Consider the following 26,628-nt stretch of genomic DNA (forward strand, 5'->3'; position numbering starts at 1 on the left):
GTGGACGAGCCCCTTCCCATCGCGACCGGCACCACCGCTGTGGGGCAGGTGCCGCTCGCCCCGGACGCGCCCGTCGCCCGCGTCCTCGTCGACCATCCGGTCCCGCATCTCGCGCGCGCCTTCGACTACGCCGTCCCGGAGAAGCTCGCCGAGGCGGCGCAGCCGGGGGTGCGGGTGCGCGTGAAGTTCGCCGGCCGGCTCCGTGACGGGTTCATCCTCGAACGCGCGGACGAGAGCGACCACATCGGTCCGCTCGCCGTCATCGAACGGATCACGAGCCCGCTGCCCGTGCTCACCCCATCCTTCCTCGAACTCTGCGAGGCCGTCGCCACCCGTTACGCGGGCACCCTGCCCGATGTGCTCCGGCTTGCGATCCCACCGCGCCACGCCCGCGCGGAGAAGGCCGTGCTCCACGCGATCGAGGAGCGGCAGACGGCGCAGACCGCCGGGAAGTCCGCGGGAGGCGGGCCCGGCCGGGACGGGCGCAGCCGAGACGAGCCCGGAGCGGACGAGGACGCCCCCGAGGAGACCCCGGTCGTCGACGCGCTCGGCGAGTGGGTCATCGAGGCCGGCACCGAGGTGACCGACGGCGATCCCGGTGCCGCCGGGTCCGACCGTGCGCGCCTCGCGCTCACCTTCACTCCCGGCACCACCCCCGGCCTCGGGTGGATCACCGCAGGACTGCGTGCCGCGCAGGCCGCTCTGGCCCGGGGGGCCGCTGTGCTCTGGCTCGTCCCCGACCACCGGGAGATCGCGGTGCTCTCGGCAGCGCTCGACGCCGAGATCGCCCGCGGTGGAGAGATCACCGAGTACACCGCCCTCCACGCCGACCAGTCACCGGAGCAGCGGTGGGCGGCGTGGCTGCGCGGCCTCCTCGGCGACACCCGGCTGATCATCGGCACCCGCGCCGCCGCCTTCGCCCCGCTTACTGACCTCGGCGTCATCATCTGCCTCGACGACGCCAACCAGAACTACCTCGACCAGCACGCCCCCTACCCGCACGCGCGGGAGGTCAGCCTGCTCCGGTCGAACCTCGAGGAGACCGGCCTGCTCTTCGCCTCGACCGACCGCAGCGCCGAGGTCGAGCGACTCGTCGAGATCGGGTGGCTGCGCGACATCAGCCCCGCCGCCGCGGCCCGCCGCAGCTCCTCACCGCTCGTCATCGTCCCCGACGAGGAGCGCGACCCCTTCGCGTGGCAGCGGATCCCCACCCGGGCGTGGGACATCATGCGCTCGGCGCTGAAGCCCCGGGACGGGAGCACACCCGGTCCTGTCCTCGTTCAGGTCCCCCGCGGCGGCTACTACCCGGTGTTCGCGTGCGCACGGTGCCAGGAGACGGCCCGCTGCCCGGTGTGCGAATCTCCGCTGTCGACCCAGTCCGAGGTCGGCCCCTTCGCCTGCCGGACGTGCGGCTACCACTCGGAGACCTTCACGTGCGCGCGCTGCCACTCCCACCAGGTGCGCTCGATCGTGCGCGGACGCACCCGCACCGTCGAGGAGCTGACGAAGGCGCTGCCGGGCATCGAGATCGTCGAATCCGGGGGCGACGACATCCCCGTCGCCCTCGACTTCGCCCCCCGCGTCGTCGTCGCGACGACCGGGGCCGAACCCTACGCGATCGGCGGCTACGCCGCAGGGATCCTCCTCGACACCCTGTGGCCGGGCCCGTGGATGCGAGCGAGCGACGAAGGGGTGCGGCGGCGGATGCGGGCGGCCTCCCTCGTCCGGTCGCGCACCGACGGGGGAGTCGTCTACCTCGGTGATGCCGATGAGACGATCCGCGGGGCGCTGACGACCTTCGACCCCGCCGTGACGATGACGCGATCGCTGGCCGACCGCCGCGAACTCGGGTTCCCGCCGTACCGCCGAATCGTCGAACTCACCGGTCCCGGCACCGAGATCGACGCCGTGCTCGCCGCGGTCCCGGAGCTCACCGAACTCATCCGCGACGACGACGAGGACGGCCAGCGCGTCGTCGCCGCCTTCCCGATCGCCGCCGGCCCCCACATCGGCACGCGCCTGGCCGAGACGACGGCGGCGCGGTCGGCGAAGAAGCTGCCGCAGGTGCGGGTGCGCATCGACGATCCCCGGTCGCTCTGAGCCGGGTCCCCACGACGTACAATCACTTTCTGTGGATATCGTCTTCGCCGGCACCCCGGAGGTCGCCGTTCCCGCGCTCGAGGCGCTCGTCGCCTCCGCCCACACGGTCCGCGCGGTGCTCACCCGTCCCGACGCCCCGGTCGGCCGCAAGCGCGTCCTCACCCCCTCACCCGTCAAGGCCCGGGCGCTCGAACTCGGACTGCCCGTCATCGAAGCCGACCGTCTGCGCGGGGACGTCATCGGGCAGCTGCGGGAGATCGGGGCCGATGCCGTCGCCGTCGTCGCCTACGGCGCCATCGCCGGACCGGCGGCGCTGTCGACGGCGCGACTCGGCTGGTTCAACCTCCACTTCTCGCTCCTGCCCGCCCACCGCGGGGCCGCCCCCGTCCAGCGCGCGCTCATCGCGGGGGAGACGACGAGCGGGGTGAGCGTCTTCCGCATCGACACCGGCATGGACACCGGTGATGTCGTGCGCACCCGCACCCTGCCGCTCGATCAGCCCGACGCCGCCGCAGCACTGGCCGCCTACGCCGAGGTCGGGGCCGGCGAACTCGTCGCCGCGTTCGACGATCTCGCCGCCGGCACCGCGGTCTTCACCTCGCAGGACGCGCTCATCGCCACAGGCTCCCAGCCGAGCCATGCCGAGAAGATCACCGCCGCCGACGCCCACCTCGACCTCACCCGTCCCGCTGCCGAGGTCATCGCCCGCTCCCGCGGGGTCAGCCCCGCCCCGGGACCGTGGGTGACGGTCGACGGGAAGCGGACGAAGCTCTTCGGCCTCGCCCCGGTGGGGGGCGATGCCGCCGGGACCCAGGCCCCGACCGCCTCGGCGGATATCGGCCTGCTCACCGCCCGCGACGGAGCCGCCGTGCTCGGGGTCGGGGACGGCTGGCTGCAGGTGAGTGAGATCCAGCCCTTCGGCAAACCCCGCATGAGCGCCGCCGACTACCTGCGCGGACACGGTGACGTCCGCATCGACGCCGTCGCCGCCGACTACCTGCGCGGACACGGTGACGTCCGCATCGACGCCGTCGCCGCCGACGCACCGGCCGACGCCGCCGTACCGACCGACGCCGACGCATCGACCGATGCCGGCCGCGCCACGACGAGCAAGGAGGCCTGAGATGGCCGCGAAGCCCAACCTGCCCCGCCGGCTCGCGTGGGAGGTGCTCACCGACGTCGACACGAAGGACGCGTACGCGAACCTCCTGCTGCCGGCGAAGATCGCGCGCACGCACTTGAGCCCCCCGGACGCCGCGTTCGCCACCGAACTCACGTACGGCACCCTGCGCGGACAGGAGTTCTACGACGCCGTCATCGCGCACGCCGCCGGGCGGCCGGTGACGCAGATCGACCCCGAGCCGCTCGCGGCGATGCGGATGGGCGCCCACCAGATCCTCGCGATGCGCGTGCCCGACCACGCCGCGCTGTCCGAGACCGTCGGTGTCGTCAAATACGCGGCCCCGAAGACCGCGGGCTTCGTCAACGCAGTGCTGCGGCGTGTCTCCGAAGCCGACCGGCAGACCTGGCTCGACCGGATCGGGCAGGGGCGCTCGGAGACCGCCCGGCAGGCGATCGCCAGCTCCCACCCCGAATGGATCGTCCGCGCGCTCACCCAGGCGCTCAAGGGCCACGGCCGCGACGCCGGCGAACTCGACGCGCTGCTCACCGCCGACAACACCCCGGCCCAGGTCGCTGTCACCGCCCTGCCGGGACTGCTCGACCGCAGCGACCTGCCCGGCACCCCGACTCCGCTCTCCCCGCTCGGCGTCCACCTCGAGACGGCCGTACCCAAGGACATCCCCGCCGTCGCCGACGGTCTCGCCCGGGTCCAGGACGAAGGCTCGGCCCTCGTTGCCCTGGCACTCGCCGAGGCGGCCGCCCCGGACGGGACGTGGGCCGACCTCTGCGCGGGCCCCGGCGGGAAGGCCGCCGTCCTCGCCGCCCGTGCCCGCACCGCGGGGGAGACCCTCGACGCCTTCGACTCGAGCCCGCACCGGGCGTCCCTCGTCGAGACCTCGACCCAGGCCCTTGAGAACGTCACCGTCGGCGTCGCCGACGCCCGGGACGCCGAGGGCCCGTACGCGAAGATCCTCGTCGATGTCCCCTGCACCGGCCTCGGAGCGCTGCGGCGCCGGCCGGAGGCCCGCTACCGGCGCAGCCCCGACGACGTCAACGCCCTGGCCGCGCTCCAACGGGAGATCCTCACCGCCGCCCTCGACGCGGCGGCACCCGGCGGCGTCGTCGCGTACTCGACGTGCTCACCCCACTATGCGGAGACCGTCCTCGTCGTCGACGACGTCCTCCGCCGGCGGCGGAAGGAGACCGGCGACGACGTCGAGATCCTCGACACCCCGGCCGTGCTCGCCGCCGTCACCGGCGCCGAGGCCGACTCCTTCGCCTCGGTCAGCCGCGGCGACGGCCGCTTCGCGCAGCTGTGGCCCCACGTCCACGACACCGACGGAATGTTCCTGGCCCTGCTGAAGAAGGCGAACTGATATGGCGATCGAGATCAACCCGAGCATCCTCTCCTCCGACTTCTCCGACCTCCGCGGGGAGCTTGCGAAGATCGCGACGGCGGACATGGCCCACATCGACGTCATGGACAACCACTTCGTGCCCAATCTCACCTTCGGGCCTCCCGTCGTCGAGCGGATCCAGGCGATCAGCCCGATCCCGCTCGACGCGCACCTCATGATCGCCGATGCCGACCGCAACGCGCCCGTGTATGCCGAGCTCGGGTGCGCCTCGGTGACCTTCCACGCCGAGGCGGCCGCGGCTCCCGTGCGGCTGGCCAGGGAGCTGCGCCGGCTGGGGGCGAAGGCGAGCCTCGCGCTCAAGCCCGCGACCCCGATCGAGCCCTACATCGACCTCCTGCCCGAATTCGACCAGATCCTCATCATGACCGTCGAACCCGGCTTCGGCGGGCAGAAGTTCCTCGACGTGTGCCTGCCGAAGATCGCCCGCACCCGGGAGGCGATCTCCGCCTCCGGACTCGAGATCAGGCTGCAGGTCGACGGCGGAGTCTCCGCCGCGACGGTCGAGCGCGTCGTCGACGCCGGCGCCGACGTCCTCGTCGCCGGATCCGCCGTCTACAGCGCCGAGGATGCGGGCGCCGCGATCGCCGAGCTCCGCAGCCTCGCCGCCGCCCACACCCACTGACCGACCTGCGATCCGAGGCACATCATGGAATTCCTCACCTGGCTCAACACCCCGGCCTTCGAGCTTCTCGGCAAACCCGTGCCGTACTCGGATCTCTTCGGCAACATCTGCGCGCTGGCCACCGTCGTCCTCGCCCTTAGGCGCAACATCCTCTCCTGGCCGGTGCAGATCCTCGGATCGATCCTCCTCTTCTCCGCGTCGCTCTCGGCCGGCCTCGGCGGCAACGCCTCCCGCCAGGTCGTCATCATCGTCGCCGCCGTGTGGGGATGGACGCAGTGGCGGAAGTCGCGGGAAGCGAAGGGGGAGGTCGTCGTCCGGTGGGCGACGTGGAAGGAGCGGATCGGGCTCATCGCCGCCCTCGTCATCGGCACCGCCGTCTTCGGGTACATCCTCTCCGTCGGCGGCTGGTCGTGGAACCCCTACCCGGACGCCTACATCTTCATCGGCTCCCTCGTGGCGATGTACGCCCAGGGACGGGCGATCGTCGAGTTCTGGTTCGTCTGGCTCGCCGTCGACCTCGTCGGCATCCCGCTGGCCGTGGCCGGGGGACTCGTCTTCTCCGGCGCCGTCTACCTCATCTTCCTCGTCATGGTCGTCATCGGCTTCCTCGACTGGTCGAAGCGCTCGAAGCAGACGATCTCCGCCCCGCACACCGGTGCGACCGACATCACCCGCGGCCCCGATGCCGCGTCCGGGACCTGAGACCCCGGTCAGGGCACGCAGCGGCGATGGTCTACCCTGGATCACGTGAAGACCTTCGACTCTCTCTACGCTGAACTCCTCGCCAAGTCCCTCGACCGGCCCGCCGGATCGAAGACCGTCGCCGAACTCGACGCGGGAGTCCATGCGATCGGGAAGAAGATCGTCGAGGAGGCCGCCGAGGTGTGGATGGCCGCGGAGTACGAGACGCAGGACGACCTCGCCGCGGAGATCTCCCAGCTGCTCTACCATCTCCAGGTGCTCATGATCGCCAAGGACTTAAGCCTCGACGACGTCAACGCCCACCTGTGACCTTCCTCTCCTCCTCGCAAAGGACGCCATGCTGCGTGTAGCCGTGCCCAACAAGGGCATCCTGTCCGAAGCCGCCACCGACATGCTCAGCGAAGCCGGGTACTCGACCCGGCGCGGATCGAAGACCCTCGTCCACCGCGACGAGACGAACGGGGTCGAGTTCTTCTACCTGCGCCCCCGCGACATCGCCGTCTACGTCGGCTCCGGAATCCTCGATGCCGGGATCACCGGCCGCGACCTCCTCCTCGAATCCCAGGCGACGGCCCAAGAGGTCATCGGCCTCGGCTTCGGGAACTCCCGCTTCTTCTACGCCGGGGAGCGCGGCCGCTACTCCAGCGTCGCCGAGCTCGCCGGCAAGCGGATCGCCACGAGCTTCCCGCACCTCGTTCAGACCGACCTCGACGCCAGGGGCATCACGGCTGAGACGGTCCAGCTCGACGGCGCCATCGAGGTCTCGATCCAGCTCGGCGTCGCCGATGCCGTCGCCGACGTCGTCGAGACCGGCAGCACCCTGCGGGCGGCGGGCCTCGAGACCTTCGGGGAGCCGATGCTCGAGTCCGAGGCAGTCCTCGTCCAGCGCGACGGCGCCGACGCCTCGATCGAGGTGCTCAAGCGCCGCCTCGAATCCGTCATGGTCGCCCGCCAGTACGTGCTCGTCGACTACAACATCGAAGAGCGCCTCGTGCCCGAGGCGATCAGTCTGACCCCGGGGCTCGAATCGCCGACGGTCTCCCCGCTGCAGGAGACCGGCTGGGTGGCCGTGCGGGTCATGGTCGAGGCGAAGTCCGTGAACAACGTCATGGACCGCCTCTACGCGGTCGGTGCGCGTGCGATCCTGGTGACGACCATTGGCGCCTGCCGCATCTGAGTTCGCCGTCTTCCGGCCCCGGCGGGTCCGCGCGCTCGGCTTCGTCGGCGCGGGCGTCGTCTTCGTCGGCTTCGCGGTGCTCTCCGTCGCCCTCCTCGTCGTCGACTGGCGGCCGTGGACGTGGTTCGACGTCGTGTGGATGAACCTCCTCGGCGTCCTCTTCTCCGCAGCGCTCCTGCGGGTCGGCAGCATCGAGGCCCGTCCCGACGAGGCGGGGCTGACGGTGCGCAACATCGTGCGCACACGCCGCTTCGGCTGGGGCCAGATCCTCGGGGTGACGTTCTCGACGTACGGCGACGACCCGTGGGCGATCCTCGACCTCGCCGACGGCTCGACGTGCGCGGTCATGGCCATCCAGCACGCCGACGGCCCCCGCGCGTACGACGAGGTCGCCCGACTGCGTAAGCTCGTGACCACATGGACCACATATGAGGAGGACTAGGCATGTTCGACGACGCACCGGCCACAGGTGAGGGGCCGCTGAGCGGCTACACCGTCATCGACCTCTCCCGCGCGCTCGCGGGACCGCACGCGGGAATGATGTTCGGCGACCTCGGCGCCCGGGTCATCAAGGTCGAGAACCCCGGCCGCGGCGATGACTCCCGCTCGTGGGGGCCGCCCTTCGTCGGTCCCGCCGACGACCCGCAGGCGACGTACTTCCTCTCGGCGAACCGGAACAAGGAGTCGATCGCCCTCGACCTCAAATCCGAGACCGGCAAGGACACGCTGCGGGCGCTCATCGCCCGTGCTGACGTCCTCATCGAGAACTTCCGCACCGGGGTCCTCGACCGCCTCGGGTTCTCCCCGGCCACGTGCCTGGAGATCAACCCGCGCCTCGTCATCCTCTCGATCACCGGCTTCGGCCACGACGGGCCGGAGGCCGCCCGGGCCGGCTACGACCAGATCGCCCAGGGCGAAGCCGGGCTGATGTCCCTGACCGGGTCCGGGCCGGAGGACATGCAGCGGGTGGGCGTGCCGATCGCCGACCTCCTCGCCGGCATCTACGGCTCCTACGGGGTTCTCGCCGCCCTGCTGGAGCGCGAGCGCACCGGACGCGGGAAGATCGTGCGCACCTCGCTCATCGCCGGCATGGTCGGCGTCCACGCGTTCCAGGGAACCCGGGCCACCGTGGCCGGGGAGAACCCGCAGCCCGGCGGCAACCACCACCCGTCGCTGTCCCCGTACGGCCTCTTCGCCTCCCAGGACGGGGCCGTGCAGATCTCCGTGGGCAACGAGAGCCTCTGGCAGAAGTTCGCCGCGGCCTTCGACATCGACCCGGCCACCCCGGGAATGGCCGACAACGCCGAGCGCGTGGCCAACCGTCCGGCCGTCATCGCCCTCATCGAATCCCGCTTCGCCGACTTCACGTCCGCGCAGCTGCTCGAGAAGCTCAGCGCCGCGGGCATCCCCGCCGGCACGGTGCGCACCCTCGCCGAGGTCTACGACTGGGAGCAGGCGCTGAGCCAGGGACTCAAGGTCTCCGTCGACCACCCGGTGCTCGGCGACATCGACCTGCCCGGACCCCCGCTGCGATTCTTCGACACGGGAGCCGACGGCGAGGTCGAGACGACGAAGACGTCCCACGACGCCCCGCCGCTGCTCGATGAGGACGCCGAGGCGATCGCGGCCTGGCTGACCGGTGAGCCGGCGACCGCCTCGGCGACTGCGGACGAGGAGTGAGACGATGGCGAGGCTGAATGCGCACGAACTCGTCGACATCGTCGTCGATGAGGGGTCGTTCGTCTCCTGGGACGAGGCCCCCATCACCCCTGCCGGCGGCATCTCCGAGGCCTACGCGGCCGAACTCGCCGCGGCCCGCGAGAAGTCCGGGGTCGACGAGGCGATCATCACCGGGGAAGGCACGATCGGCGGCCGGCGGGTCGCCGTCGTCGCCGGAGAGTTCCGGTTCCTCGCCGGATCGATCGGCGTCGCCGCCGCCCAGCGGCTCGTCGACGCGATCGAGAGGGCCACGCTCGAGGGCCTGCCGCTGCTCGCCGGTCCCGCCTCCGGGGGCACCCGGATGCAGGAAGGCACCGTCGCGTTCCTCTCGATGGTCAAGATCACGAACGCCGTCGTCGCCCACCGCCGGGCCGGTCTGCCCTACCTCGTCTACCTCCGCCACCCCACGACCGGCGGCGTGTTCGCCTCGTGGGGCTCGATGGGCCATGTCACCGTCGCCGAACCCGGATCCCTCATCGGCTTCCTCGGCCCCCGCGTCTTCGAAGCCCTCTACGGCGAGGCGTTCCCCGAGGGTGTGCAGACCGGGGAGAACCTCCACAAGCACGGGATCATCGACGCCGTCATCGGTCCCGAGCGGATCCAGACGACGGTCTCCCGGGTCCTCGACGTCCTCATGGGCGCCAAGGAGGTGCCCCCGCGCGTGCCCGACCCGGACACCCGCCCGGAGACGACCGACCCCGAATCCGATGCGTGGGCGGCGATCACCCGGTCCCGCCGTCCCGAACGTCCCGGGGTGCGCGATCTCCTGCGCACCGCGGCGAACACGGTGCTCCCGCTCAACGGCACCGGTGAGGGCGAGAAGGATCCCGGGTTGCTGCTCGCGCTCGCGAAGTTCGGCTCCGCCCCGTGCATCGTCCTCGGCCAGGACCGCTTCCGGCAGGACTCGCGGGCACCGCTCGGTCCGGCAGCGCTGCGGGAGGCCCGCCGCGGCATGCGGCTGGCCAGGGAGCTCGACCTGCCGCTCGTCACCGTCATCGACACCCCCGGCGCCGCCCTGTCCCAATCCGCCGAGGAGGGCGGGATGGCCGGAGAGATCGCGCGCTCGCTCGCCGAACTCGCCAACCTCGACGCGCCCACCGTCTCCCTCATCCTCGGGGAGGGCTCGGGCGGCGGGGCGCTTGCGCTCATCCCCGCCGACCGGGTGCTCAGCGCCGAGAACGGGTGGCTCTCCCCGCTGCCGCCCGAGGGCGCTTCGGCGATCGTCCACCGGACGACCGACTTCGCCCCGCAGATGGCGCAGAGCCAGGGCGTCCACGCTCCCCAGCTGCTCGCCACAGGAGTCGTCGACCGGATCATCGCCGAACATCCCGATGCCAGCGACGAACCCCTCGACTTCGTCGCCCGGGTCGGACAGACCCTCGAATTCGAGCTCATCGAGCTCATGCGGGCCCAGTCGCAGCGCCGTCTGGCCCGCCGCATGGAGCGCTACCGCGCGCTCGGGATCTAGCGAAGAGAGAAGAGAACCATGGTTGCCGTGAGAGTCATCCCGTGCCTCGACGTCGATGAGGGACGCGTCGTCAAAGGCGTGCGCTTCGCCGACCTCCGGGACGCCGGAGACCCGGTCGAACTCGCACGCGTCTACGGCGAGTCCGGGGCCGACGAGCTGACGTTCCTCGACGTCACCGCGAGCAGCGGCAACCGGGAGACCGTCCACGACGTCGTCCGGGCCAGTGCCGAACAGGTGTTCATCCCGCTCACCGTCGGCGGGGGAGTGCGCAGCGTCGACGACGTCGACCGCCTCCTGCGCGACGGCGCCGACAAGATCTCCGTCAACACCTCAGCGGTGGTCGACCCGCAGCTCATCAGCGACATCTCCCGGCACTTCGGCAACCAGGTGCTCGTCCTCTCCCTCGACGCCCGGCGCACCCGGGACACGACGACCCCGTCGGGCTTCGAGGTCACCGTCCGCGGCGGGCGCGAGGGCACGGGCCGCTGCGCGATCGACTGGATCCGCGAGGCCGCCGACCGGGGGGTGGGGGAGATCCTGCTCAACTCGATCGACGCCGACGGCACCCGTGAGGGCTTCGACCTCGAACTCATCGCCGCCGCCCGCGAGGCCGTGGGCGTCCCGCTCATCGCCTCCGGCGGCGCCGGGAAGGTCGAGCACTTCGCCCCCGCCGTGCGGGCCGGGGCCGATGCCCTGCTCGCCGCGAGCGTGTTCCACTTCGGGACGCTCACCATCGCCGAGGTCAAGGACGCACTGCGCGCAGAAGGGTTCGATGTCCGATGAGTCAGCAGCAGATCGACGCGACGCCGGAGAACTGGCGCGAGATCATCAGCTTCGGGCCCGGCGGCCTCATCCCCGTCGTCGTCCAGGAGGCGACGACGCGCGATGTCCTCATGCTCGCGTGGATGGACCGCACCGCCGTCGAGCGGACGCTGACCGAACGCCGTGCCGTCTACTGGTCGCGGTCCCGGCAGGAGCACTGGGTCAAGGGGGAGACGTCGGGCAACACCCAGGCGCTGCGCTCGCTCGCCCTCGACTGCGACGCCGACGCCCTCCTCATGACCGTCGACCAGACCGGTCCGGCCTGCCACACGCTGACCGCAACCTGCTTCACCGGAAGGACGATCAGTGACGACGCGCACGACTGAGCCGCTGACCATCCGCCCGAGCCTCACCGAGTTCCGCGCCGCCGGCGCCGACCACCGGCTCGTGCCCGTCCACACCGAGGTCCTCGCCGACACCGACACGCCTCTGAGCCTCTACCGGAAGCTCACCGACGGCGGTCCCGGGTCGTTCCTCTTCGAATCCGCCGAGGCCGGGGCCTGGGCGCGCTATTCGTTCATCGGCTCCGCCCCCGTGGCGACGCTGATCACCACTCCCGAGGGCTTCACCTGGACCGGCACTCCGCCGGTCGGGGTGCCCGAGACCGGCAGCGTCCTCGACGCGGTCTCGGCGACCCTCGAGCTGCTGAAGATCGACACGAGCGATCTCCCGCCGATGGTCTCGAGCCTCGTCGGGTACTTCGGGTGGGACATCATCCGGGAGTTCGAGAAGCTCGGGCCCGCCAATCCCGACGAGCACCGCCTGCCGACCGTGCAGCTGATGATCCCCGGCGACATCGCCGTCTACGACCACTACTCGGGCACGCTCACCCTCGTCGCCAACGTCGTCAACGTCAACGGGGCCGACACCGGCATCGACGAGGCCTACGCCTCCGGGGTGGCGCGGATCGAGGCGATGCTCGCCCGGCTGTCCCGTCCCGCCCTCGCCGAGGCGGTCGTCCCCGGCCCCGCGACACCGCAGGTGCGCACCCGCACACCCCGGGAGGAATACCTCGCCGGTGTCGCGCGCGCGAAGCAGGACATCGTCGACGGGGAGATCTTCCAGGTCGTCCTCGGCCAGCGCTTCGACACCGACTGCGACGCCGACCCGCTCATGGTCTACCGCATGCTCCGGCACTCCAATCCCTCGCCGTTCATGTACCTGCTGGGCCTCCACGACGCCGACGGGCAGCCGGTGAGCATCATCGGCTCCTCGCCCGAGGCTCTCGTCACGGTCCGCTCCGGCACCGTCGTCACCCACCCCATCGCCGGGTCGCGTCCCCGCGGCGCGACCCCGGAGGACGACGACCGGCTCGCCCGGGAGCTGCTCCGCGATGAGAAGGAGCGCGCCGAACACCTCATGCTCGTCGACCTCGCCCGCAACGACCTCGCGAAGGTCTGCACCGCGGGCACGGTCGACGTCAGCACCTTCATGGACATCGAGCGCTTCAGCCACATCATGCACATCTCCTCGACCGTGCGTGGCGAGGTCGCCGAGGGCCACGACGGCATCGACGTGCTGCGGGCGACGTTTCCCGCCGGCACCCTCTCCGGGGCGCCGAAGCCGCGGGCCCTGAAGATCATCGACGAGCTCGAAGTCGTCGGGCGCGGACTCTACGGGGGAGTCGTCGGCTACCTCTCGTTCACCGGTGACCTCGATCTCGCGATCGCCATCCGCACCGGGGTGCTCGCGCGGGGAGTGATGAGCGTCTTCGCCGGCGGCGGGATCGTCGCCGACTCCGAACCGGAGACGGAGTATCGTGAGTCGGAGACCAAGGCGGCCGCGGTGCTCGCGGCCGCCGCAGCCGCCGGTCGGGTCCAGCGCCTGACGGAAGGAGCACGATGACGAAATCCCGCGGAGTCCTCCTCGTCCTCGTCGTCGCCGCCGGCATGTGGGCGATCACCCTGGCCACATGGCAGGCGGGCGCGAGCAGCGAGACTCTCGGTCCCGCGGGGGTCGCGATGCCCGGTCAGGCCGAGACGACGCAGGCCTCGCCCGTGGCCACCGCATGCGTGGCGATCATCGCCGTGTGCGGGCTGCTCTCGGCGATGTTCGGGCGCATCGGCCGGTTCGTCATCTTCGGTCTCGCGGAGCTCGCGGCACTCGGCTACGGGGTGAGCGCGATCACCGCGATCGGTGCCCCCGGGGCGACCTCATGGCCGATCGTCGCGCTGCTCGCCGCCGTCGTCGGCGTCGTCGTCATCGGCTGGGTCGCCTACGCCTCCCGGGCCTGGACGGGGTCGAACCGGTACGCCCGCAGCGCCGAGGGCGCCGGCGGCGAGTTCGACTCGGCCGCGACGTGGGATGCGCTCTCCCGTGGGGACGAGGTGGAGACCGGACGCGAGGGGACCGGCGCCGAGGCGGCGGACGCGGAATCCGCGGACGAGCAGGACGCGGAGTCAGTGGACGCGCAGACCGCGGAGGCGGAGGCGGCGGATGCGCAGGCCGCGGAGACGGCGGAGGATGAGTCCCCGCGCAGCGACGAGGGCCCGACGAGCCGCCGCTGAGGTTGCGTGTGGCGTCTGCCACGTCTCGCCGCTCGCGCCGAGGCGAACTCACCACCTCGGACATGACGATCCTGCCCCGACCCTGGCCCGCCGGTCGCGTCGATGCGAACTCACCACCTCGGACATGACGATCCTGCCCCGACCCTGGCCCGCCGGTCGCGTCGATGCGAACTCACCCCCTCGGACATGACACAATAGACCCATCACGTGCACGTCAGCATAAGGAGCACCATGTCGCAATCAGTCGCCCGCTCGGGTGCCACCGATCTCGATAAGTCCACGATCGACTACGCTGCGATCGCCGATCCCGGTCACGGCAACTCCGTCGCCGGGTGGACCGGCGTCATCATCATGCTCATCGGACTCTCGATCGGCTGCGTGGGCTTCACGATCCATGCCCCGATGATCACCTACATCGGCGGCGGCGTCACCGTTCTCGGCCTCATCGTCGGCATCATCCTGCGCGCCGTCGGACTGGGAAACAAGCCGAAGCGCACATGACCGTCCTCGACGACATCGTCACCGGGGTGACCGAGGACCTCGCCGCTCGGCGGCGCGAGGTCCCGCTGGCGGCCCTGCGCGATGCGGCGGCGGCCGCACCGGCGGTCCGCCCCTTCGACCTCAGCGCCGACTTCGGGGTCATCGCCGAGGTCAAGCGCCGTTCGCCCTCCCGCGGGGACCTCGCGACGATCCCCGATCCGGGCACGCTCGCCGGCCTCTACGCCGCCGGCGGCGCTCGGGCGATCAGCGTGCTCACCGAGGGCCGTCGGTTCTCCGGCAGCCTCGCCGACCTCGACGCGGTCCGTGCGGCCGTCGACCTGCCCGTCCTCCGCAAGGACTTCATGGTCGACGAGTACCAGTTCCACGAGGCCCGCGCCCACGGCGCCGACCTCGTCCTCCTCATCGTCGCCGCCCTCAGCCCCGCCCAGCTGCGGGAGTTCCACGACCTCGCCGCCTCCCTCGGGATGACCGCGCTCGTCGAGACCCACAGCGAAGCCGAACTCGCCACCGCGATCGACATCGGCGCCCGCCTCATCGGCGTCAACACCCGCAACCTCAAGGACCTCAGCGTCGACACGGGACGATTCGCGCCGCTATCGGCCCTCGCCCCGGCCGAGGCCACGCTCGTCGCCGAGTCCGGAGTCGCCTCGGTGACCGACATCGAGGACTACGCACGGGACGGAGCCGACGTCGCCCTCGTCGGCGAAGCCCTCGTCCGCGACGGCGATCCCGCCGCGGCCGTCGCCGCCTTCACCGCCGCCGGTCGGGCCGCCCGGACACCCCGGACGACCCACCCCAGCCGCTGACCCGCACGGCGCCCGAGACGGCCCGGCCGCCTCGGTGCCGGACGCACCACGAACCGCAAAGGACGCACCATGACCGAGACCAGCCAGGAGACCGGACCGTACTTCGGTGCCTTCGGCGGCAGGTTCATTCCCGAAGCCCTCATCCCGGCCCTCGATGAGATCGAGGAGACCTGGCGGAAGTCCCAGGTCGATCCGGAGTTCGGGGCCGAGCTGCACGAGCTGCAGGTGTCCTACATCGGGCGCCCGAGCCTGCTCACCGAGGCCAAGCGGTTCTCCGCCCACTGCGGCGGTGCCCGCATCTTCCTCAAGCGGGAGGACCTCAACCACACGGGCAGCCACAAGATCAACAACGCCCTCGGTCAGGCCCTGCTCGCCAAGCGGATGGGCAAGACCCGGCTCATCGCCGAGACCGGGGCCGGCCAGCACGGGGTCGCCACGGCGACCGCCGCCGCCCTCCTCGACATGGAGTGCGAGGTCTACATGGGCGAGGAGGACACGCAGCGCCAGGCGCTCAACGTCGCCCGAATGCGGCTGCTCGGGGCGAAGGTCAACGCCGTGACCAACGGCACCCGCACCCTCAAGGACGCGATGAACGAGGCGATGCGCGACTGGGTCGCCAACGTCGGGAGCACGCACTACGTCATCGGCACCGTCGCCGGTCCCCACCCGTTCCCTGCGATGGTCCGCGCGTTCCAGCGCGTCATCGGCGACGAAGCCCGCGACCAGCTGCGCGAAGCCACCGGCGGCCTGCCCGACGCCGTCCTCGCCTGCGTCGGCGGCGGGTCGAACGCGATGGGCATCTTCGCGGCGTTCCTCGACGACCCCGAGGTCCGCATCTACGGCTTCGAGGCCGGGGGAGAGGGCATCGAGTCCGGACGGCACGCCGCCCGCTTCTCCGGGGGGCGCCCCGGCGTCCTCCACGGATCGGCGACCTACATCCTCCAGGACGAGGACGGCCAGACCCGGCCCTCGCACTCGGTCTCGGCAGGCCTCGACTACCCGTCGGTGGGACCCGAGCACTCGTTCCTCCACGATGCCGGGCGCGTCACCTACGAACCCGTCGTCGACGACGAGGCGATGGAGGCCCTCCAGCTGCTCGCCCGCACCGAGGGCATCATCCCCGCGATCGAATCCGCCCATGCGCTGGCCGGGGCGATGCGGGTCGGCCGACAGCTCGGGCCCGACGCGGTCCTCCTCGTCAATCTCTCGGGCCGCGGCGACAAGGACATGACCACGGCCGCCACGTGGTTCGACTACTTCGACGAAGGAGCCGTGCAGGTATGACAGGCACGACAGCCAGACCCCGCACCGGGGCGATGCTCGACGCGATCACGGCCGCCGGACGCAGCGCCGCCCTCATCGGCTACCTGCCCGTCGGGTTCCCCACCGTGGCAGGGTCGATCGAGGCGATGACCGCCCTCGTCGACTCCGGCGTCGACATCGTCGAGGTCGGACTCCCGTACTCCGACCCGGGCATGGACGGGCCCGTCATCCAGCGCGCCGCCGAGCAGGCCCTGGCCGGCGGGGTGCGGACGAAGGACGTCTTCGCGGCCATCAGTGCCGTCGCCGAGGCGGGCGGGACGCCGGTGGTCATGAGCTACTGGAACCTCGTCCTCCAGTACGGCGTCGACGCGTTCGCCCGCGACCTCGCCGCCGCCGGCGGGGCCGGGATCATCACCCCCGACCTCATCCCCGACGAAGCCGCCGACTGGCTGGCCGCCTCCGACGAGTACGACCTCGACCGCATCTTCCTCGCCGCCCCGTCCTCGACGCCTGAGCGCATCAGCCGCATCGTCTCCGCCAGCCGCGGCTTCGTCTACGCCGCCTCGACGATGGGAGTGACCGGGGTGCGCACGTCCGTCGACGACCATGCCCGCGACCTCGTCGCCCGCCTCCGCGAGGCCGGTGCCCCGCACGCGTGCGTCGGACTCGGCGTCTCGACCCGGGACCAGGCCGCCGAGGTCGCCGCGTACGCCGACGGCGTCATCGTCGGCTCCGCTCTCGTCCGCAGCCTCGACGACGGCGGAGTCCCCGCCCTGTCCGATCTCGCCGCGCAACTCAGGGAAGGCTGTGCATGAGCCCCGTCGACATCACCGCTGCGATTCCGTCTCCGACGTGGAGCGGGTTCTCCATCGGGCCGCTGACGATCCACGCGTACGCGCTGTGCATCCTCGCCGGCATCCTGCTCGCCCTGTGGCTGACCTCGCGGCGCTGGCGGGCGATGGGCGGACACGAGGACGACCTGTGGAACATCGCGATCATCGCCGTGCCCGCGGGCATCATCGGCGGACGGCTCTACCACGTCTTCTCCAGCCCTGACCCGTACTTCGGGCCGAACGGCAACCCGCTCGACGCGTTCAAGATCTGGAACGGCGGCCTCGGCATCTGGGGCGCCGTGGCGCTCGGCATGCTCGCGGCATGGCTCGTCGCCCGCTATCAGGGGATTAAGATCCTCCCGTTCCTCGACGCCGCCGCCCCCGGGCTCATCCTCGCCCAGGCCGTGGGCCGGTGGGGCAACTGGTTCAACCAGGAGCTCTTCGGCGCCCCGACGACCCTGCCGTGGGGTCTACGCATCGACAAGTTCATCGACGGCCGGCTCAACCCGAACTGGCCGGATCCCGCGCTGCCGGCCGACACGCTCTTCCAGCCGACGTTCCTCTACGAATCCCTGTGGAACCTCGCCGGCTGCCTCATCCTCATCGTCGCCGCCCGGAGGTTCCGGCTCGGCCACGGCCAGGTCTTCGCGCTCTACATCTGCTACTACACGCTCGGACGCGTGTGGATCGAAGCGCTGCGCATCGACGACGCCGAACTCGTCCTCGGACTGCGGCTCAACATCTGGACATCGATCCTCGTCTTCGCCGTCGGACTCATCTGGTTCCTCGTCTCCCGCTCACGCCACAAGGAGCCGGAGTCGACCGTCTACGTGCCCGGGGCCCGCGCGCTGGCCAAGCACGGCCGACACGAGGACGACGGAGCCGACCACGACGGCACCCCCGGCGGCGGAGCTGCGGGGCCGACCCGCGCAGCCGCGCAGGGACAGGCCCCCGCGCAGGAGACCGTGACCGCCGACGACGCGGCTGTCGACCGGGCCGATGCCCGGCGCAAGCAGCGGGGCAAGGACGACGAGAAGCCCGGTTTCGGATTCTTCGGAGCAGTCACCTCGGCGATCTCGATCATCCCCGATGTGCGGTCGCGGAACCGCGGAGGAGAGGACGAAAAGTCCGGCAATTGAGACGTTGAGGTTCACCTTTCGGTCCTTTCTCGTTTTCACGTTGAGCCCTCACGGGGTGTAAGTTGGTAATCCGACCGTGAGAACCACGTCACACCTGTGCCCGCAGGACGATCTCCCCAGGGCATGCCGAAGCCAGTTCGAGACAGCGTCGTCTGCTGGAGAATGACTAGACCCCGTGAAGGCAGCCGATGTCCCGTGAAACCTCATCGACCCCGCAACTCCCGCCGCAGCGCACCGGACTCTACGACCCCGCGCTCGAACACGATGCGTGCGGTCTCGCTCTCATCGTCCGCTACCGCGGCACGGCCGACCACGAGGTCGTCGAACAGGCGCTGAGGGCGCTGCGCAAGCTCGAGCACCGCGGCGGCATCGGCTCCGACGAAGGCACCGGCGACGGCGCCGGGCTCACCCTGCAGATCCCGCACGACTACTTCGCCGAGGTGCTCCGCGCCGAGCAGGACATCGACCTGCCCGCGCCCGGCGAGTACGCCGTGGGCATCGGCTTCTTCTCCCAGGACTACCGCACCGACCTCACCGGACTGACCTCGACCGAGTCGCCGATCCCCGCTGGCGAGTTCCCGACCGCCGGGGAGGAGCCGCTGGCCGACGAGGAGGCGCTCGTGCGCCGGATCGCCGCCGAAGAGGGCCTGAGCGTCCTCGCCATCCGCGACGTCCCCCGCGACGAGAGCGTCCTCGGCGAGATCGCGGCCTCGACGCAGCCCCACATGCGCCACGTCTTCTTCGGGTTCGACGCCCGCTACCCGGCCCGGGACGCCGACGACCTGCGCCGCCGGTCCTACATCGTGCGCAAGCGCCTCGATCGGGAGGGCATCTACTTCCCCTCGCTGTCGCCGGCGACGATCACGTACAAGGGGATGCTCGCGACCGGTCAGCTCGCCCCGTACTACACGGAGCTCAACGACGCACGGGTGACCTCGCGCATCGCGCTCGTCCACTCGCGGTTCTCGACGAACACGTTCCCGTCGTGGCAGCTCGCCCAGCCGTTCGGGACGATCGCCCACAACGGGGAGATCAACACCGTGCGCGGCAACCGCAACTGGATGCGGGCCCGGGAGGCCCATCTCGCCTCCGACCTGCTCGCCTCCCCGGTGCCCGAGACCGACTCGAGCCTCGAGCGCCTCTTCCCGATCGTGCCCCCGGGCGCCTCGGACTCCGCGTCCTTCAACGCCGTCCTCGAGCTCATGGTCGCCTCGGGGCGGTCGCTGCCGCAGGCGATGCTCATGATGATCCCCGAGGCCTGGGAGAACAACCCGGGGATGGGGGAGTCGCGCAAGGCCTTCTACGAGTACCACTCGCTGCTCATGGAGCCGTGGGACGGTCCCGCGTGCGTCGGCTTCACCGACGGCAAGCTCGCCGGTGCCGTGCTCGACCGCAACGGTCTGCGGCCGGCCCGCTACGTCATGACCTCCGACACCGTCGTGCTCGCCAGTGAGATCGGCGTCGTCGACCTGCCCGAGGCCGACATCGTCGGCCGCGGACGGCTCACCCCCGGCCGCATGTTCCTCGTCGACACGGAATCCGAGCGGATCATCTCCGACACGGAGATCAAGAACCAGCTCGCCACCCAGCACCCCTACGCCGAGTGGGTCGCCGACTCCTCGAAGCGACTCGAGGATCTGCCCACCCGCGTCCACGTCCTCCACCCGCAGGCCTCGGTGCGCCGGCGCCAGCGGACCTTCGGCTACACCGAGGAGGAGCTGCGGCTGCTCATCACCCCGATGGCCGAGACCGGGGCCGAACCGCTCGGGGCGATGGGCACCGACACCGCGATCGCGGGCCTCTCGACGCGCCCGCGGCTGCTCTTCGACTACTTCCACCAGAACTTCGCGCAGGTGACGAACCCGCCGCTCGACTCCATCCGCGAGCACATCGTCACGAGCATGGCCGCGGGACTCGGCCGGGAGGGCAACCTCCTCGAGCACAGCCGCCCCGACTCCGCGCACATCATGATCTCGCGCCCGGTCATCGACAACGACGAGCTCGCGGCGATCGGCCACGTCAAGGGCCACCACCTCGGCGTCGACACTCCCCGTCCCACCGTCACGCTCTCGGGTCTCTACTCGGTCAACGCCGGACCCGACGCGATGGAGGCGCGGATCGAGGCACTGTGCGCCGAGGCGAGCGCCGCGGTCGACGCCGGTGCGGTGTTCATCATCCTCTCCGACCGCGACTCCACGGCCGACCTCGCGCCGATCCCCTCGCTGCTGCTCACCTCGGCGCTCCATCACCACCTCGTGCGGGAACGGTCCCGGACCCGGGTGAGCATCGTCGTCGAGGCCGGCGACGTCCGCGAGGTCCACCATGCCGCGACGCTCGTGTCCTTCGGCGCCTCGGCGGTCAACCCCTACCTGCTCATGGAGACCGCGGAAGCCCTCGTCCGCTCCGACCGGGTGACCGGGGTGAGCGAATCCGCGGCCGTGGCCAACGTCCTCGGCGCGCTCAACAAGGGCCTGCTCAAGATCATGTCGAAGATGGGCATCTCGACCGTGCAGTCCTACCACGGGGCGCAGACGTTCGAAGCCGTCGGCCTCTCCGATGACCTCATCGACCGGCACTTCACGTCGACGCCGCACCAGCTCGGCGGCAAGGGGATGCGCGAGATCGCCGCGGAGAACACCGCACGCCACGCCGATGCCCACCGCGACGACCATCCGCGTCCCTCGCACCGGCCGCTGGGGGTCGGCGGGGAGTACCAGTGGCGCCGGGAGGGCCCGGGCCACCTGTTCAACCCGGAGACGATCTTCAAGCTCCAGCACGCGACGGCGTCGAAGCGCTATGACATCTTCGAGGAGTACACCCGCGCCGTCGACGACCAGTCGCGTGAGCTCATGACCCTGCGCGGCCTCCTCGACCTCGTGCCCGGGGCCGAGGGCCCCATAGACATCTCCGAGGTCGAACCGGCCGAGGCGATCATGAAGCGCTTCTCGACCGGCGCGATGAGCTACGGGTCGATCTCGAAGGAGGCCCATGAGACGCTCGCGATCGCGATGAATCGGATCGGCGGGAAGTCGAACACGGGTGAGGGCGGCGAGGACGTCGACCGGCTGCTCGATCCCGAGCGCCGCTCGGCGATCAAGCAGATCGCCTCGGGCCGCTTCGGGGTGACCAGCCACTACCTCACCGAGGCCGATGATCTGCAGATCAAGATGGCCCAGGGTGCCAAGCCCGGGGAAGGCGGTCAGCTGCCCGGGGAGAAGGTCTACCCGTGGATCGCGAAGACCCGCCACGCGACCCCCGGCGTCGGGCTCATCTCCCCGCCGCCGCACCACGACATCTACTCGATCGAGGACCTCGCGCAGCTCATCTACGACCTCGGCCGGGCCAACGCCCGCGCCCGGGTCCACGTCAAGCTCGTCTCCGCGGTCGGGGTCGGCACGGTTGCGGCGGGAGTCGCGAAGGCGGGTGCCGACGTCGTCCTCATCTCCGGTCACGACGGGGGCACGGGCGCGAGCCCGCTCAACTCCCTCAAGCACGCGGGCACCCCGTGGGAGCTCGGCCTCGCCGAGGCGCAGCAGACGCTCATCCTCAACGGCCTGCGGGAGAAGGTGAGCGTCCAGGTCGACGGTCAGCTCAAGACCGGCCGCGACGTCATCATCGCCGCACTCCTCGGCGCCGAGGAGTTCGGGTTCGCGACGACCGCGCTCGTCGTCTCCGGCTGCATCATGATGCGCGTTTGCCACAAGGACACGTGCCCGGTGGGCGTGGCCACGCAGAACCCGCTGCTGCGCTCGCGCTACACGGGTCAGGCCGACCACGTCGTCAACTTCTTCACGTTCATCGCCGAGGAGGTCCGCGGGTACCTCGCGCAGCTGGGCTTCCGCACCCTCGACGAGGCGATCGGCGCCGTCGAGCGCCTGCGCGTCGACGAGGACCGGGCCCGGGAGTCGGGTCTCGACCTCGACCTCTCGACGATCCTCACGGTCCCGGGCAACCTCTCCGGGGACACCTCGGTGGCCCGCAAATGCGCCGGTCAGGTGTTCCGTGACTTCCACGGGGAACTCGACCCGCAGCTGCTCGAGCAGGCCCGGGAGGCGATCGAGACGAAGTCGCCGGTGACGATCTCCTCGACGGTCGTCAACACCGACCGCAGCGTCGGCACCCTGCTCGGCCACCACGTCACCCGGGCGCACGCCGACCGCGGCCTGCCCGAGGACACGATCCGCCTCGAACTCCACGGCACCGCCGGGCAGTCGCTCGGCGCGTACCTGCCCATCGGGGTGAGCATCGACCTCACCGGCGACGCCAACGACTACGTCGGCAAGGGACTGTCCGGGGGCACCGTGGCCGTCCATCCGGCCCCGGAGAACCCGACCCGTCCCGAGCACAACGTCATCGCCGGCAACGTCATCGGCTACGGCGCGACCAGCGGCAAGCTCTTCATCTCCGGTCAGGTGGGGGAGCGCTTCATGGTCCGCAACTCCGGCGCCGAGGCGGTCGTCGAGGGCATCGGCGACCACGGCCTGGAGTACATGACCGGTGGGGTCGCCGTCATCCTCGGCGGCACGGGACGCAACTTCGCGGCCGGCATGTCCGGCGGCACCGCCTACGTCCTCGACTTCAACCCGGCCCGGCTCAACCCGGACGAACGCGCCGCCGGCGTCTTCCGCTTCACCGGGGTCGGCGTCGACGACATGGAGGTCCTCGAGCGGCTGCTCGGCGAGCACGTCGAATGGACGGACTCCCCACTGGCCGCCCAGCTGCTTGACGGCCTGCGCCGCGGCGAGGACGTCCTCTCCCGCTTCACGAAGATCATTCCCGTCGCCTACCAGGCGGTGCGAGACATCCAGTCCGAGATGGCCGCCGAGGGCACGCCAGCGGACTCGGACGCCGCCTGGCGCAAGATTCTGGAGGTCACCCATGGCTGATCCGCACGGATTCCTCACCGTCACCGAACGCGAGCTGCCTCAGCGCCGCCCGGTTCCCATCCGCCTGCTCGACTACCGCGAGGTCTACGAGGCCGGCGACCCCGAGCAGCTGCGCCGCCAGGCCTCGCGCTGCATGGACTGCGGCGTCCCGTTCTGCCACCAGGGCTGCCCGCTCGGCAACCTCATCCCGGAGTTCAACGATGCGATGTACCGCGGCGAGCTGCCCCGGGCCGTCGACCTCCTCCACGCGACGAACAACTTCCCGGAGTTCACCGGCCGGGCGTGCCCGGCGCCGTGTGAGAACGCGTGCGTGCTCAGCATCAACCAGCCGGCCGTGACGATCAAACAGGTCGAGGTGACGATCGTCGACGAGGGGTTCGCCGCCGGTCTCATCCAGCCGCAGATCCCCGACCGCATCACCGGTCACACCGTCGCCGTCGTCGGGTCGGGTCCGGCGGGACTCGCCGCGGCCCAGCAGCTCACCCGCGCCGGGCACACCGTCGTCGTCTACGAACGCGACGACCGCCTCGGCGGGCTGCTGCGCTACGGCATCCCCGACTTCAAGCTCGAGAAGCACCACATCGACCGGCGCCTCCACCAGATGCGGGCCGAGGGCACGCGCTTCGAGACCGACGTCGAGATCGGCGTCGACATCACCCTCGAGCAGCTCCAGTCGCGCTTCGACGCCGTCATCGTGTGCACCGGGGCGACCGTGCCCCGGGACATGCCGGTGGCCGGCCGTGAGCTCGACGGCGTCGAGTTCGCGATGGACTTCCTCGTCCCGTCCAACAAGGCGCAGGCCGGCGGGGATCCCACGCCGATCAGTGCCAAGGGCAAGAACGTCATCATCATCGGCGGCGGTGACACGGGAGCCGACTGCCTCGGCACCGCGCTGCGCCAGGAGGCCGCCTCGGTGACGACGCTCGCGATCGGCGCCAAGCCCCCGGCCTCGCGCAGCGAACGCGACCCGTGGCCGACGGTGCCGCGGATCTTCGAGGTCCAGACCTCCCACGAGGAGGGCGGCACCCGGCAGTACCTGGCGTCGACGACGGGCTTCTCCGGCGACGGCGAGGGCGCGGTCGCGGGCATCGAGGTCTCCGAGACGCAGTTCGTCGACGGGCGGCGGATCCCGACCCCGGGCACCGAGCACGTCCTCGACGCGGACCTCGTCCTGCTCGCGCTCGGCTTCTCCGGACCGGAGTCCGAGGCGCTCGGCCTCGACGTCGCCGACACCGGAGCCTTCGTCCGCGACGACAGCTACGCGTCCTCGCAGCCGGGCGTCTACGTCGCCGGTGACGCCGGCCGCGGGCAGTCGCTCATCGTCTGGGCGATCGCCGAGGGACGGGCGGTCGCCGCCGAGGTCGACACGTACCTCACCGGGTCGACGCGGCTTCCGGCACCGGTCCGCCCGCGCGACACCGGATTCACAGTGTAAAATGATCTGTGTCACTATTTGAGAATACGCACAAGGGCGTGCATCGGCTCTCCGGCAGGGAACTCCTGCCGGAGAGGGGTCGATGCGACTCCTGAGGTGCAGGTAGGGTGGAGTGCATGAGGCGAGCAAAGATAGTCGCAACACTGGGTCCGAATCAGAATTCCTACGAAGACATCCGCACACTCGTCGATGAGGGCGTCGACGTCGCCCGATTCAATCTCAGCCACGGGCTGCGGGAAGAGCATGAGGAGAAGTTCGCCTGGGTCCGCCAGGCCGCTCTCGACACCGGACGTGCCGTCGCCGTCCTCCTCGACCTCCAGGGTCCGAAGATCCGGGTCGGCACCTTCGCCAACGGCAAGGAGTACCTCGAGGACGGGGCGACCTTCACGATCACGAGCCGCGACGTGCCCGGCACCGCGGAGATCGTGAGCACGACGCTCAAGACCCTGCCGAACGACGTGTCCGTCGGCGACCCGCTGCTCATCGACGACGGGCGCCTGCGCCTGCGGGCCACCGAGGTCACCGAGACCGACGTCGTCACCGAGGTCGAGATCGGCGGTCCGATCTCCAACCACAAGGGCATCAACCTCCCCGGTGTGCCCGTGTCCGTGCCGGCGCTGTCGGAGAAGGACATCGACGACCTCAAATGGGGTCTGGGCCTCGGCTTCGACTGGGTGGCGCTGTCCTTCGTCCGCAGCCCCGCCGACATCGACGACGTCCACGCCGTGATGGACGAGGTCGGCGTGCGCGCCCCCGTCATCGCGAAGCTCGAGAAGCCGCAGGCCGTCGAGGAGCTCGACGCCGTCATCGACGCCTTCGACGGGATCATGGTCGCCCGCGGCGACCTCGGCGTCGAACTGCCGCTCGAACAGGTGCCGATCGTGCAGAAGCGCGCCGTGGAGATCGCGCGCCAGCAGGCCAAGCCCGTCATCGTCGCCACGCAGATGCTCGAGACGATGATCGAGGCCTCACGGCCCACCCGCGCCGAGGCGAGCGACTGCGCGAACGCGGTCCTCGACGGCGCCGATGCGCTCATGCTCTCCGGGGAGACCTCGGTCGGTGCGCACTGGGTCGAGGCGATCCGGACGATGAGCCGGATCATCTCCTCGACGGAGGAGCACGGGCTCGATCGGATCCGTCCGCTCGGCACCGTCCCCCACACGAAGGGCGGCGCCGTCACGGCTGCCGCCGTGCAGATCGCTGAGCAGCTCGACATCGATCTGCTCTGCACGTTCTCGCAGACCGGTGACTCCGTGCGCCGGATGTCGCGGCTGCGTCCGCGGTGGCCGATCCTCGGCTTCACCCCCGACCCGCAGGTCCGCCACCAGCTCGCGCTGACGTGGGGTGTGCGGCCCTACCTCGTCAAGACCGTCCGCCACACCGACCAGATGGCCCGACAGGTCGACGCGGTGCTGCTCGCCGACGGCACCGCCCGCGAAGGGGACCAGTCGATCCTCGTCGCCGGTTCGCCTCCCGGCATCCCCGGGTCGACGAACGCACTGCGCATCCACACGATGGGCGATGCCGCGAAGGGTGTGACCGCGGCCTACCAGGACTCGAGCGACAGCGACGAGGATCCCCTCGCCGGGTACGGCGTCGTGTCCGAGGCGCCGATCACCCGCGACATCCCGATCGTGCGGACCGCGGAGGGCTGAGCGACTGAGCGCGGGTGCTGAGCACTTGAGGCTCACTTCTGGCAGCAGGCAGGGCCCGACCGGAGATGATCTCCGGTCGGGCCCTGCTGCGTGCGGGACGCTCTGCGGGGCGATCGCTCTGCTCTCAGCCACCGCCCTTCTGGTCGGCCGCCTCGGCGGGGAAACGGTCGTACGAGACGGTGGACCGCCTCGGCGGGGATGCGCTCGTGCGGGACCGCCGACCACCTCGGCGGGGTGCAGTCGTAGAGATCGGTCGACCACCTCGGCGCGGTGCGTGTGTGCGGGACCGCCGGCCACCTCGGCGAGGACGCGGTCGTATGGCAGGGTCGGCCACCTCGGCGCGGATGCGATCCATGTCACTCCGGTTTGCGGAATTCGACGGATTGCTCAACAGTTGTGCAGTGAGTTGAGTTTTCCGCGGGCGCCGCTGTGCCCGTGCCACCGTCGAAAGGA

General features: G+C 70.9%; 22 protein-coding genes. All 22 read left to right on the plus strand.

Translation table 11 applies throughout. The features are described from left to right. The 22 genes from FFS20_RS00450 (at position 1) to pyk (ending at position 26,175) form a co-directional block, all read left to right on the plus strand. Positions 1-2,100: a primosomal protein N' gene (locus FFS20_RS00450; protein ID WP_137823972.1), complete on the plus strand. Its 2,100-nt coding sequence runs from the start codon at positions 1-3 to the stop codon at positions 2,098-2,100. 31 nt (positions 2,101-2,131) lie between these two features. Then, positions 2,132-3,223 carry a methionyl-tRNA formyltransferase gene (locus tag FFS20_RS00455; protein ID WP_212743265.1) on the plus strand — a complete coding sequence of 364 codons (1,092 nt, stop codon included), beginning with the start codon at positions 2,132-2,134 and terminating at the stop codon, positions 3,221-3,223. Between the two features lies 1 nt (position 3,224). Further along, the gene (locus tag FFS20_RS00460; RefSeq protein ID WP_137823973.1) at positions 3,225-4,598 is read left to right on the plus strand and encodes a transcription antitermination factor NusB; all 1,374 of its coding nucleotides are present in this window, start codon (positions 3,225-3,227) and stop codon (positions 4,596-4,598) included. Between the two features lies 1 nt (position 4,599). Beyond that, positions 4,600-5,262: a ribulose-phosphate 3-epimerase gene (gene rpe / locus FFS20_RS00465; RefSeq protein ID WP_137823974.1), complete on the plus strand. Its 663-nt coding sequence runs from the start codon at positions 4,600-4,602 to the stop codon at positions 5,260-5,262. A gap of 24 nt (positions 5,263-5,286) precedes the next feature. Further along, positions 5,287-5,964, plus strand: a complete 678-nt coding sequence (locus FFS20_RS00470) for a nicotinamide mononucleotide transporter family protein (protein WP_137823975.1) — start codon at positions 5,287-5,289, stop codon at positions 5,962-5,964. Positions 5,965-6,009: 45 nt separating this feature from the next. Next, positions 6,010-6,273 carry a phosphoribosyl-ATP diphosphatase gene (locus FFS20_RS00475; RefSeq protein WP_137823976.1) on the plus strand — a complete coding sequence of 88 codons (264 nt, stop codon included), beginning with the start codon at positions 6,010-6,012 and terminating at the stop codon, positions 6,271-6,273. Positions 6,274-6,301: 28 nt separating this feature from the next. Then, positions 6,302-7,141, plus strand: coding sequence for an ATP phosphoribosyltransferase (gene hisG / locus FFS20_RS00480; protein WP_137823977.1), 840 nt, complete (start codon positions 6,302-6,304; stop codon positions 7,139-7,141). Continuing rightward, positions 7,122-7,583, plus strand: a complete 462-nt coding sequence (locus FFS20_RS00485; RefSeq protein ID WP_137823978.1) for a PH domain-containing protein — start codon at positions 7,122-7,124, stop codon at positions 7,581-7,583. The genes hisG and FFS20_RS00485 overlap by 20 nt, the downstream gene beginning before the upstream one ends. Positions 7,584-7,585: 2 nt before the next feature. Next, positions 7,586-8,821: a CoA transferase gene (locus FFS20_RS00490; protein ID WP_137823979.1), complete on the plus strand. Its 1,236-nt coding sequence runs from the start codon at positions 7,586-7,588 to the stop codon at positions 8,819-8,821. 4 nt (positions 8,822-8,825) lie between these two features. Beyond that, positions 8,826-10,328 carry a carboxyl transferase domain-containing protein gene (locus tag FFS20_RS00495; RefSeq protein WP_137823980.1) on the plus strand — a complete coding sequence of 501 codons (1,503 nt, stop codon included), beginning with the start codon at positions 8,826-8,828 and terminating at the stop codon, positions 10,326-10,328. Between the two features lie 18 nt (positions 10,329-10,346). Next, positions 10,347-11,111 (plus strand): imidazole glycerol phosphate synthase subunit HisF, encoded by a 765-nt coding sequence (gene hisF, locus FFS20_RS00500; RefSeq protein WP_137823981.1) that lies wholly within the window; start codon positions 10,347-10,349, stop codon positions 11,109-11,111. Beyond that, positions 11,108-11,476, plus strand: coding sequence for a phosphoribosyl-AMP cyclohydrolase (hisI, locus tag FFS20_RS00505; RefSeq protein WP_137823982.1), 369 nt, complete (start codon positions 11,108-11,110; stop codon positions 11,474-11,476). Before hisF ends, hisI begins: the two co-directional genes overlap by 4 nt. Continuing rightward, positions 11,457-12,995: an anthranilate synthase component I gene (trpE, locus tag FFS20_RS00510; RefSeq protein WP_137823983.1), complete on the plus strand. Its 1,539-nt coding sequence runs from the start codon at positions 11,457-11,459 to the stop codon at positions 12,993-12,995. Before hisI ends, trpE begins: the two co-directional genes overlap by 20 nt. Beyond that, positions 12,992-13,657, plus strand: coding sequence for a Trp biosynthesis-associated membrane protein (locus tag FFS20_RS00515; RefSeq protein WP_181365627.1), 666 nt, complete (start codon positions 12,992-12,994; stop codon positions 13,655-13,657). The genes trpE and FFS20_RS00515 overlap by 4 nt, the downstream gene beginning before the upstream one ends. 231 nt (positions 13,658-13,888) lie before the next feature. Then, the gene (locus tag FFS20_RS00520) at positions 13,889-14,158 is read left to right on the plus strand and encodes an HGxxPAAW family protein (protein WP_137823984.1); all 270 of its coding nucleotides are present in this window, start codon (positions 13,889-13,891) and stop codon (positions 14,156-14,158) included. After that, on the plus strand, positions 14,155-14,964 hold the full coding sequence (trpC, locus tag FFS20_RS00525; protein ID WP_137823985.1) for an indole-3-glycerol phosphate synthase TrpC: 810 nt from the start codon (positions 14,155-14,157) through the stop codon (positions 14,962-14,964). The genes FFS20_RS00520 and trpC overlap by 4 nt, the downstream gene beginning before the upstream one ends. 69 nt (positions 14,965-15,033) lie before the next feature. After that, complete coding sequence (gene trpB, locus FFS20_RS00530; RefSeq protein WP_137823986.1) at positions 15,034-16,248, plus strand: tryptophan synthase subunit beta; 1,215 nt, start codon at positions 15,034-15,036, stop codon at positions 16,246-16,248. Continuing rightward, positions 16,245-17,042 (plus strand): tryptophan synthase subunit alpha, encoded by a 798-nt coding sequence (trpA, locus tag FFS20_RS00535; protein ID WP_137823987.1) that lies wholly within the window; start codon positions 16,245-16,247, stop codon positions 17,040-17,042. The genes trpB and trpA overlap by 4 nt, the downstream gene beginning before the upstream one ends. Then, positions 17,039-18,199: a prolipoprotein diacylglyceryl transferase gene (gene lgt, locus FFS20_RS00540; RefSeq protein ID WP_137823988.1), complete on the plus strand. Its 1,161-nt coding sequence runs from the start codon at positions 17,039-17,041 to the stop codon at positions 18,197-18,199. The genes trpA and lgt overlap by 4 nt, the downstream gene beginning before the upstream one ends. 188 nt (positions 18,200-18,387) lie before the next feature. Beyond that, positions 18,388-23,085 carry a glutamate synthase large subunit gene (gene gltB / locus FFS20_RS00545; RefSeq protein ID WP_137823989.1) on the plus strand — a complete coding sequence of 1,566 codons (4,698 nt, stop codon included), beginning with the start codon at positions 18,388-18,390 and terminating at the stop codon, positions 23,083-23,085. Beyond that, entirely contained in the window at positions 23,078-24,520 is a 1,443-nt protein-coding gene (locus FFS20_RS00550) for a glutamate synthase subunit beta (RefSeq protein ID WP_137823990.1), read from the plus strand. The genes gltB and FFS20_RS00550 overlap by 8 nt, the downstream gene beginning before the upstream one ends. 116 nt (positions 24,521-24,636) lie before the next feature. After that, positions 24,637-26,175, plus strand: coding sequence for a pyruvate kinase (pyk, locus tag FFS20_RS00555; protein WP_137823991.1), 1,539 nt, complete (start codon positions 24,637-24,639; stop codon positions 26,173-26,175). Positions 26,176-26,628 lie beyond the last annotated feature (453 nt).

The organism is Brevibacterium sp. 2SA (assembly GCF_005502845.1).
Lineage (GTDB): Bacteria > Actinomycetota > Actinomycetes > Actinomycetales > Brevibacteriaceae > Brevibacterium.

Excerpts from the sequence above, each read along its gene's own strand:
- FFS20_RS00460 (WP_137823973.1), top strand. The coding sequence starts at position 3,225 with ATGGCCGCGAAGCCCAACCTGCCCCGCCGGCTCGCGTGGGAGGTGCTC.
- rpe (WP_137823974.1), top strand. The coding sequence starts at position 4,600 with ATGGCGATCGAGATCAACCCGAGCATCCTCTCCTCCGACTTCTCCGAC.
- FFS20_RS00470 (WP_137823975.1), top strand. The coding sequence starts at position 5,287 with ATGGAATTCCTCACCTGGCTCAACACCCCGGCCTTCGAGCTTCTCGGC.
- hisG (WP_137823977.1), top strand. The coding sequence starts at position 6,302 with ATGCTGCGTGTAGCCGTGCCCAACAAGGGCATCCTGTCCGAAGCCGCC.
- FFS20_RS00490 (WP_137823979.1), top strand. The coding sequence starts at position 7,586 with ATGTTCGACGACGCACCGGCCACAGGTGAGGGGCCGCTGAGCGGCTAC.
- FFS20_RS00495 (WP_137823980.1), top strand. The coding sequence starts at position 8,826 with ATGGCGAGGCTGAATGCGCACGAACTCGTCGACATCGTCGTCGATGAG.
- hisF (WP_137823981.1), top strand. The coding sequence starts at position 10,347 with ATGGTTGCCGTGAGAGTCATCCCGTGCCTCGACGTCGATGAGGGACGC.
- hisI (WP_137823982.1), top strand. The coding sequence starts at position 11,108 with ATGAGTCAGCAGCAGATCGACGCGACGCCGGAGAACTGGCGCGAGATC.
- FFS20_RS00515 (WP_181365627.1), top strand. The coding sequence starts at position 12,992 with ATGACGAAATCCCGCGGAGTCCTCCTCGTCCTCGTCGTCGCCGCCGGC.
- FFS20_RS00520 (WP_137823984.1), top strand. The coding sequence starts at position 13,889 with ATGTCGCAATCAGTCGCCCGCTCGGGTGCCACCGATCTCGATAAGTCC.
- trpC (WP_137823985.1), top strand. The coding sequence starts at position 14,155 with ATGACCGTCCTCGACGACATCGTCACCGGGGTGACCGAGGACCTCGCC.
- trpB (WP_137823986.1), top strand. The coding sequence starts at position 15,034 with ATGACCGAGACCAGCCAGGAGACCGGACCGTACTTCGGTGCCTTCGGC.
- trpA (WP_137823987.1), top strand. The coding sequence starts at position 16,245 with ATGACAGGCACGACAGCCAGACCCCGCACCGGGGCGATGCTCGACGCG.
- lgt (WP_137823988.1), top strand. The coding sequence starts at position 17,039 with ATGAGCCCCGTCGACATCACCGCTGCGATTCCGTCTCCGACGTGGAGC.
- gltB (WP_137823989.1), top strand. The coding sequence starts at position 18,388 with ATGTCCCGTGAAACCTCATCGACCCCGCAACTCCCGCCGCAGCGCACC.
- FFS20_RS00550 (WP_137823990.1), top strand. The coding sequence starts at position 23,078 with ATGGCTGATCCGCACGGATTCCTCACCGTCACCGAACGCGAGCTGCCT.
- pyk (WP_137823991.1), top strand. The coding sequence starts at position 24,637 with ATGAGGCGAGCAAAGATAGTCGCAACACTGGGTCCGAATCAGAATTCC.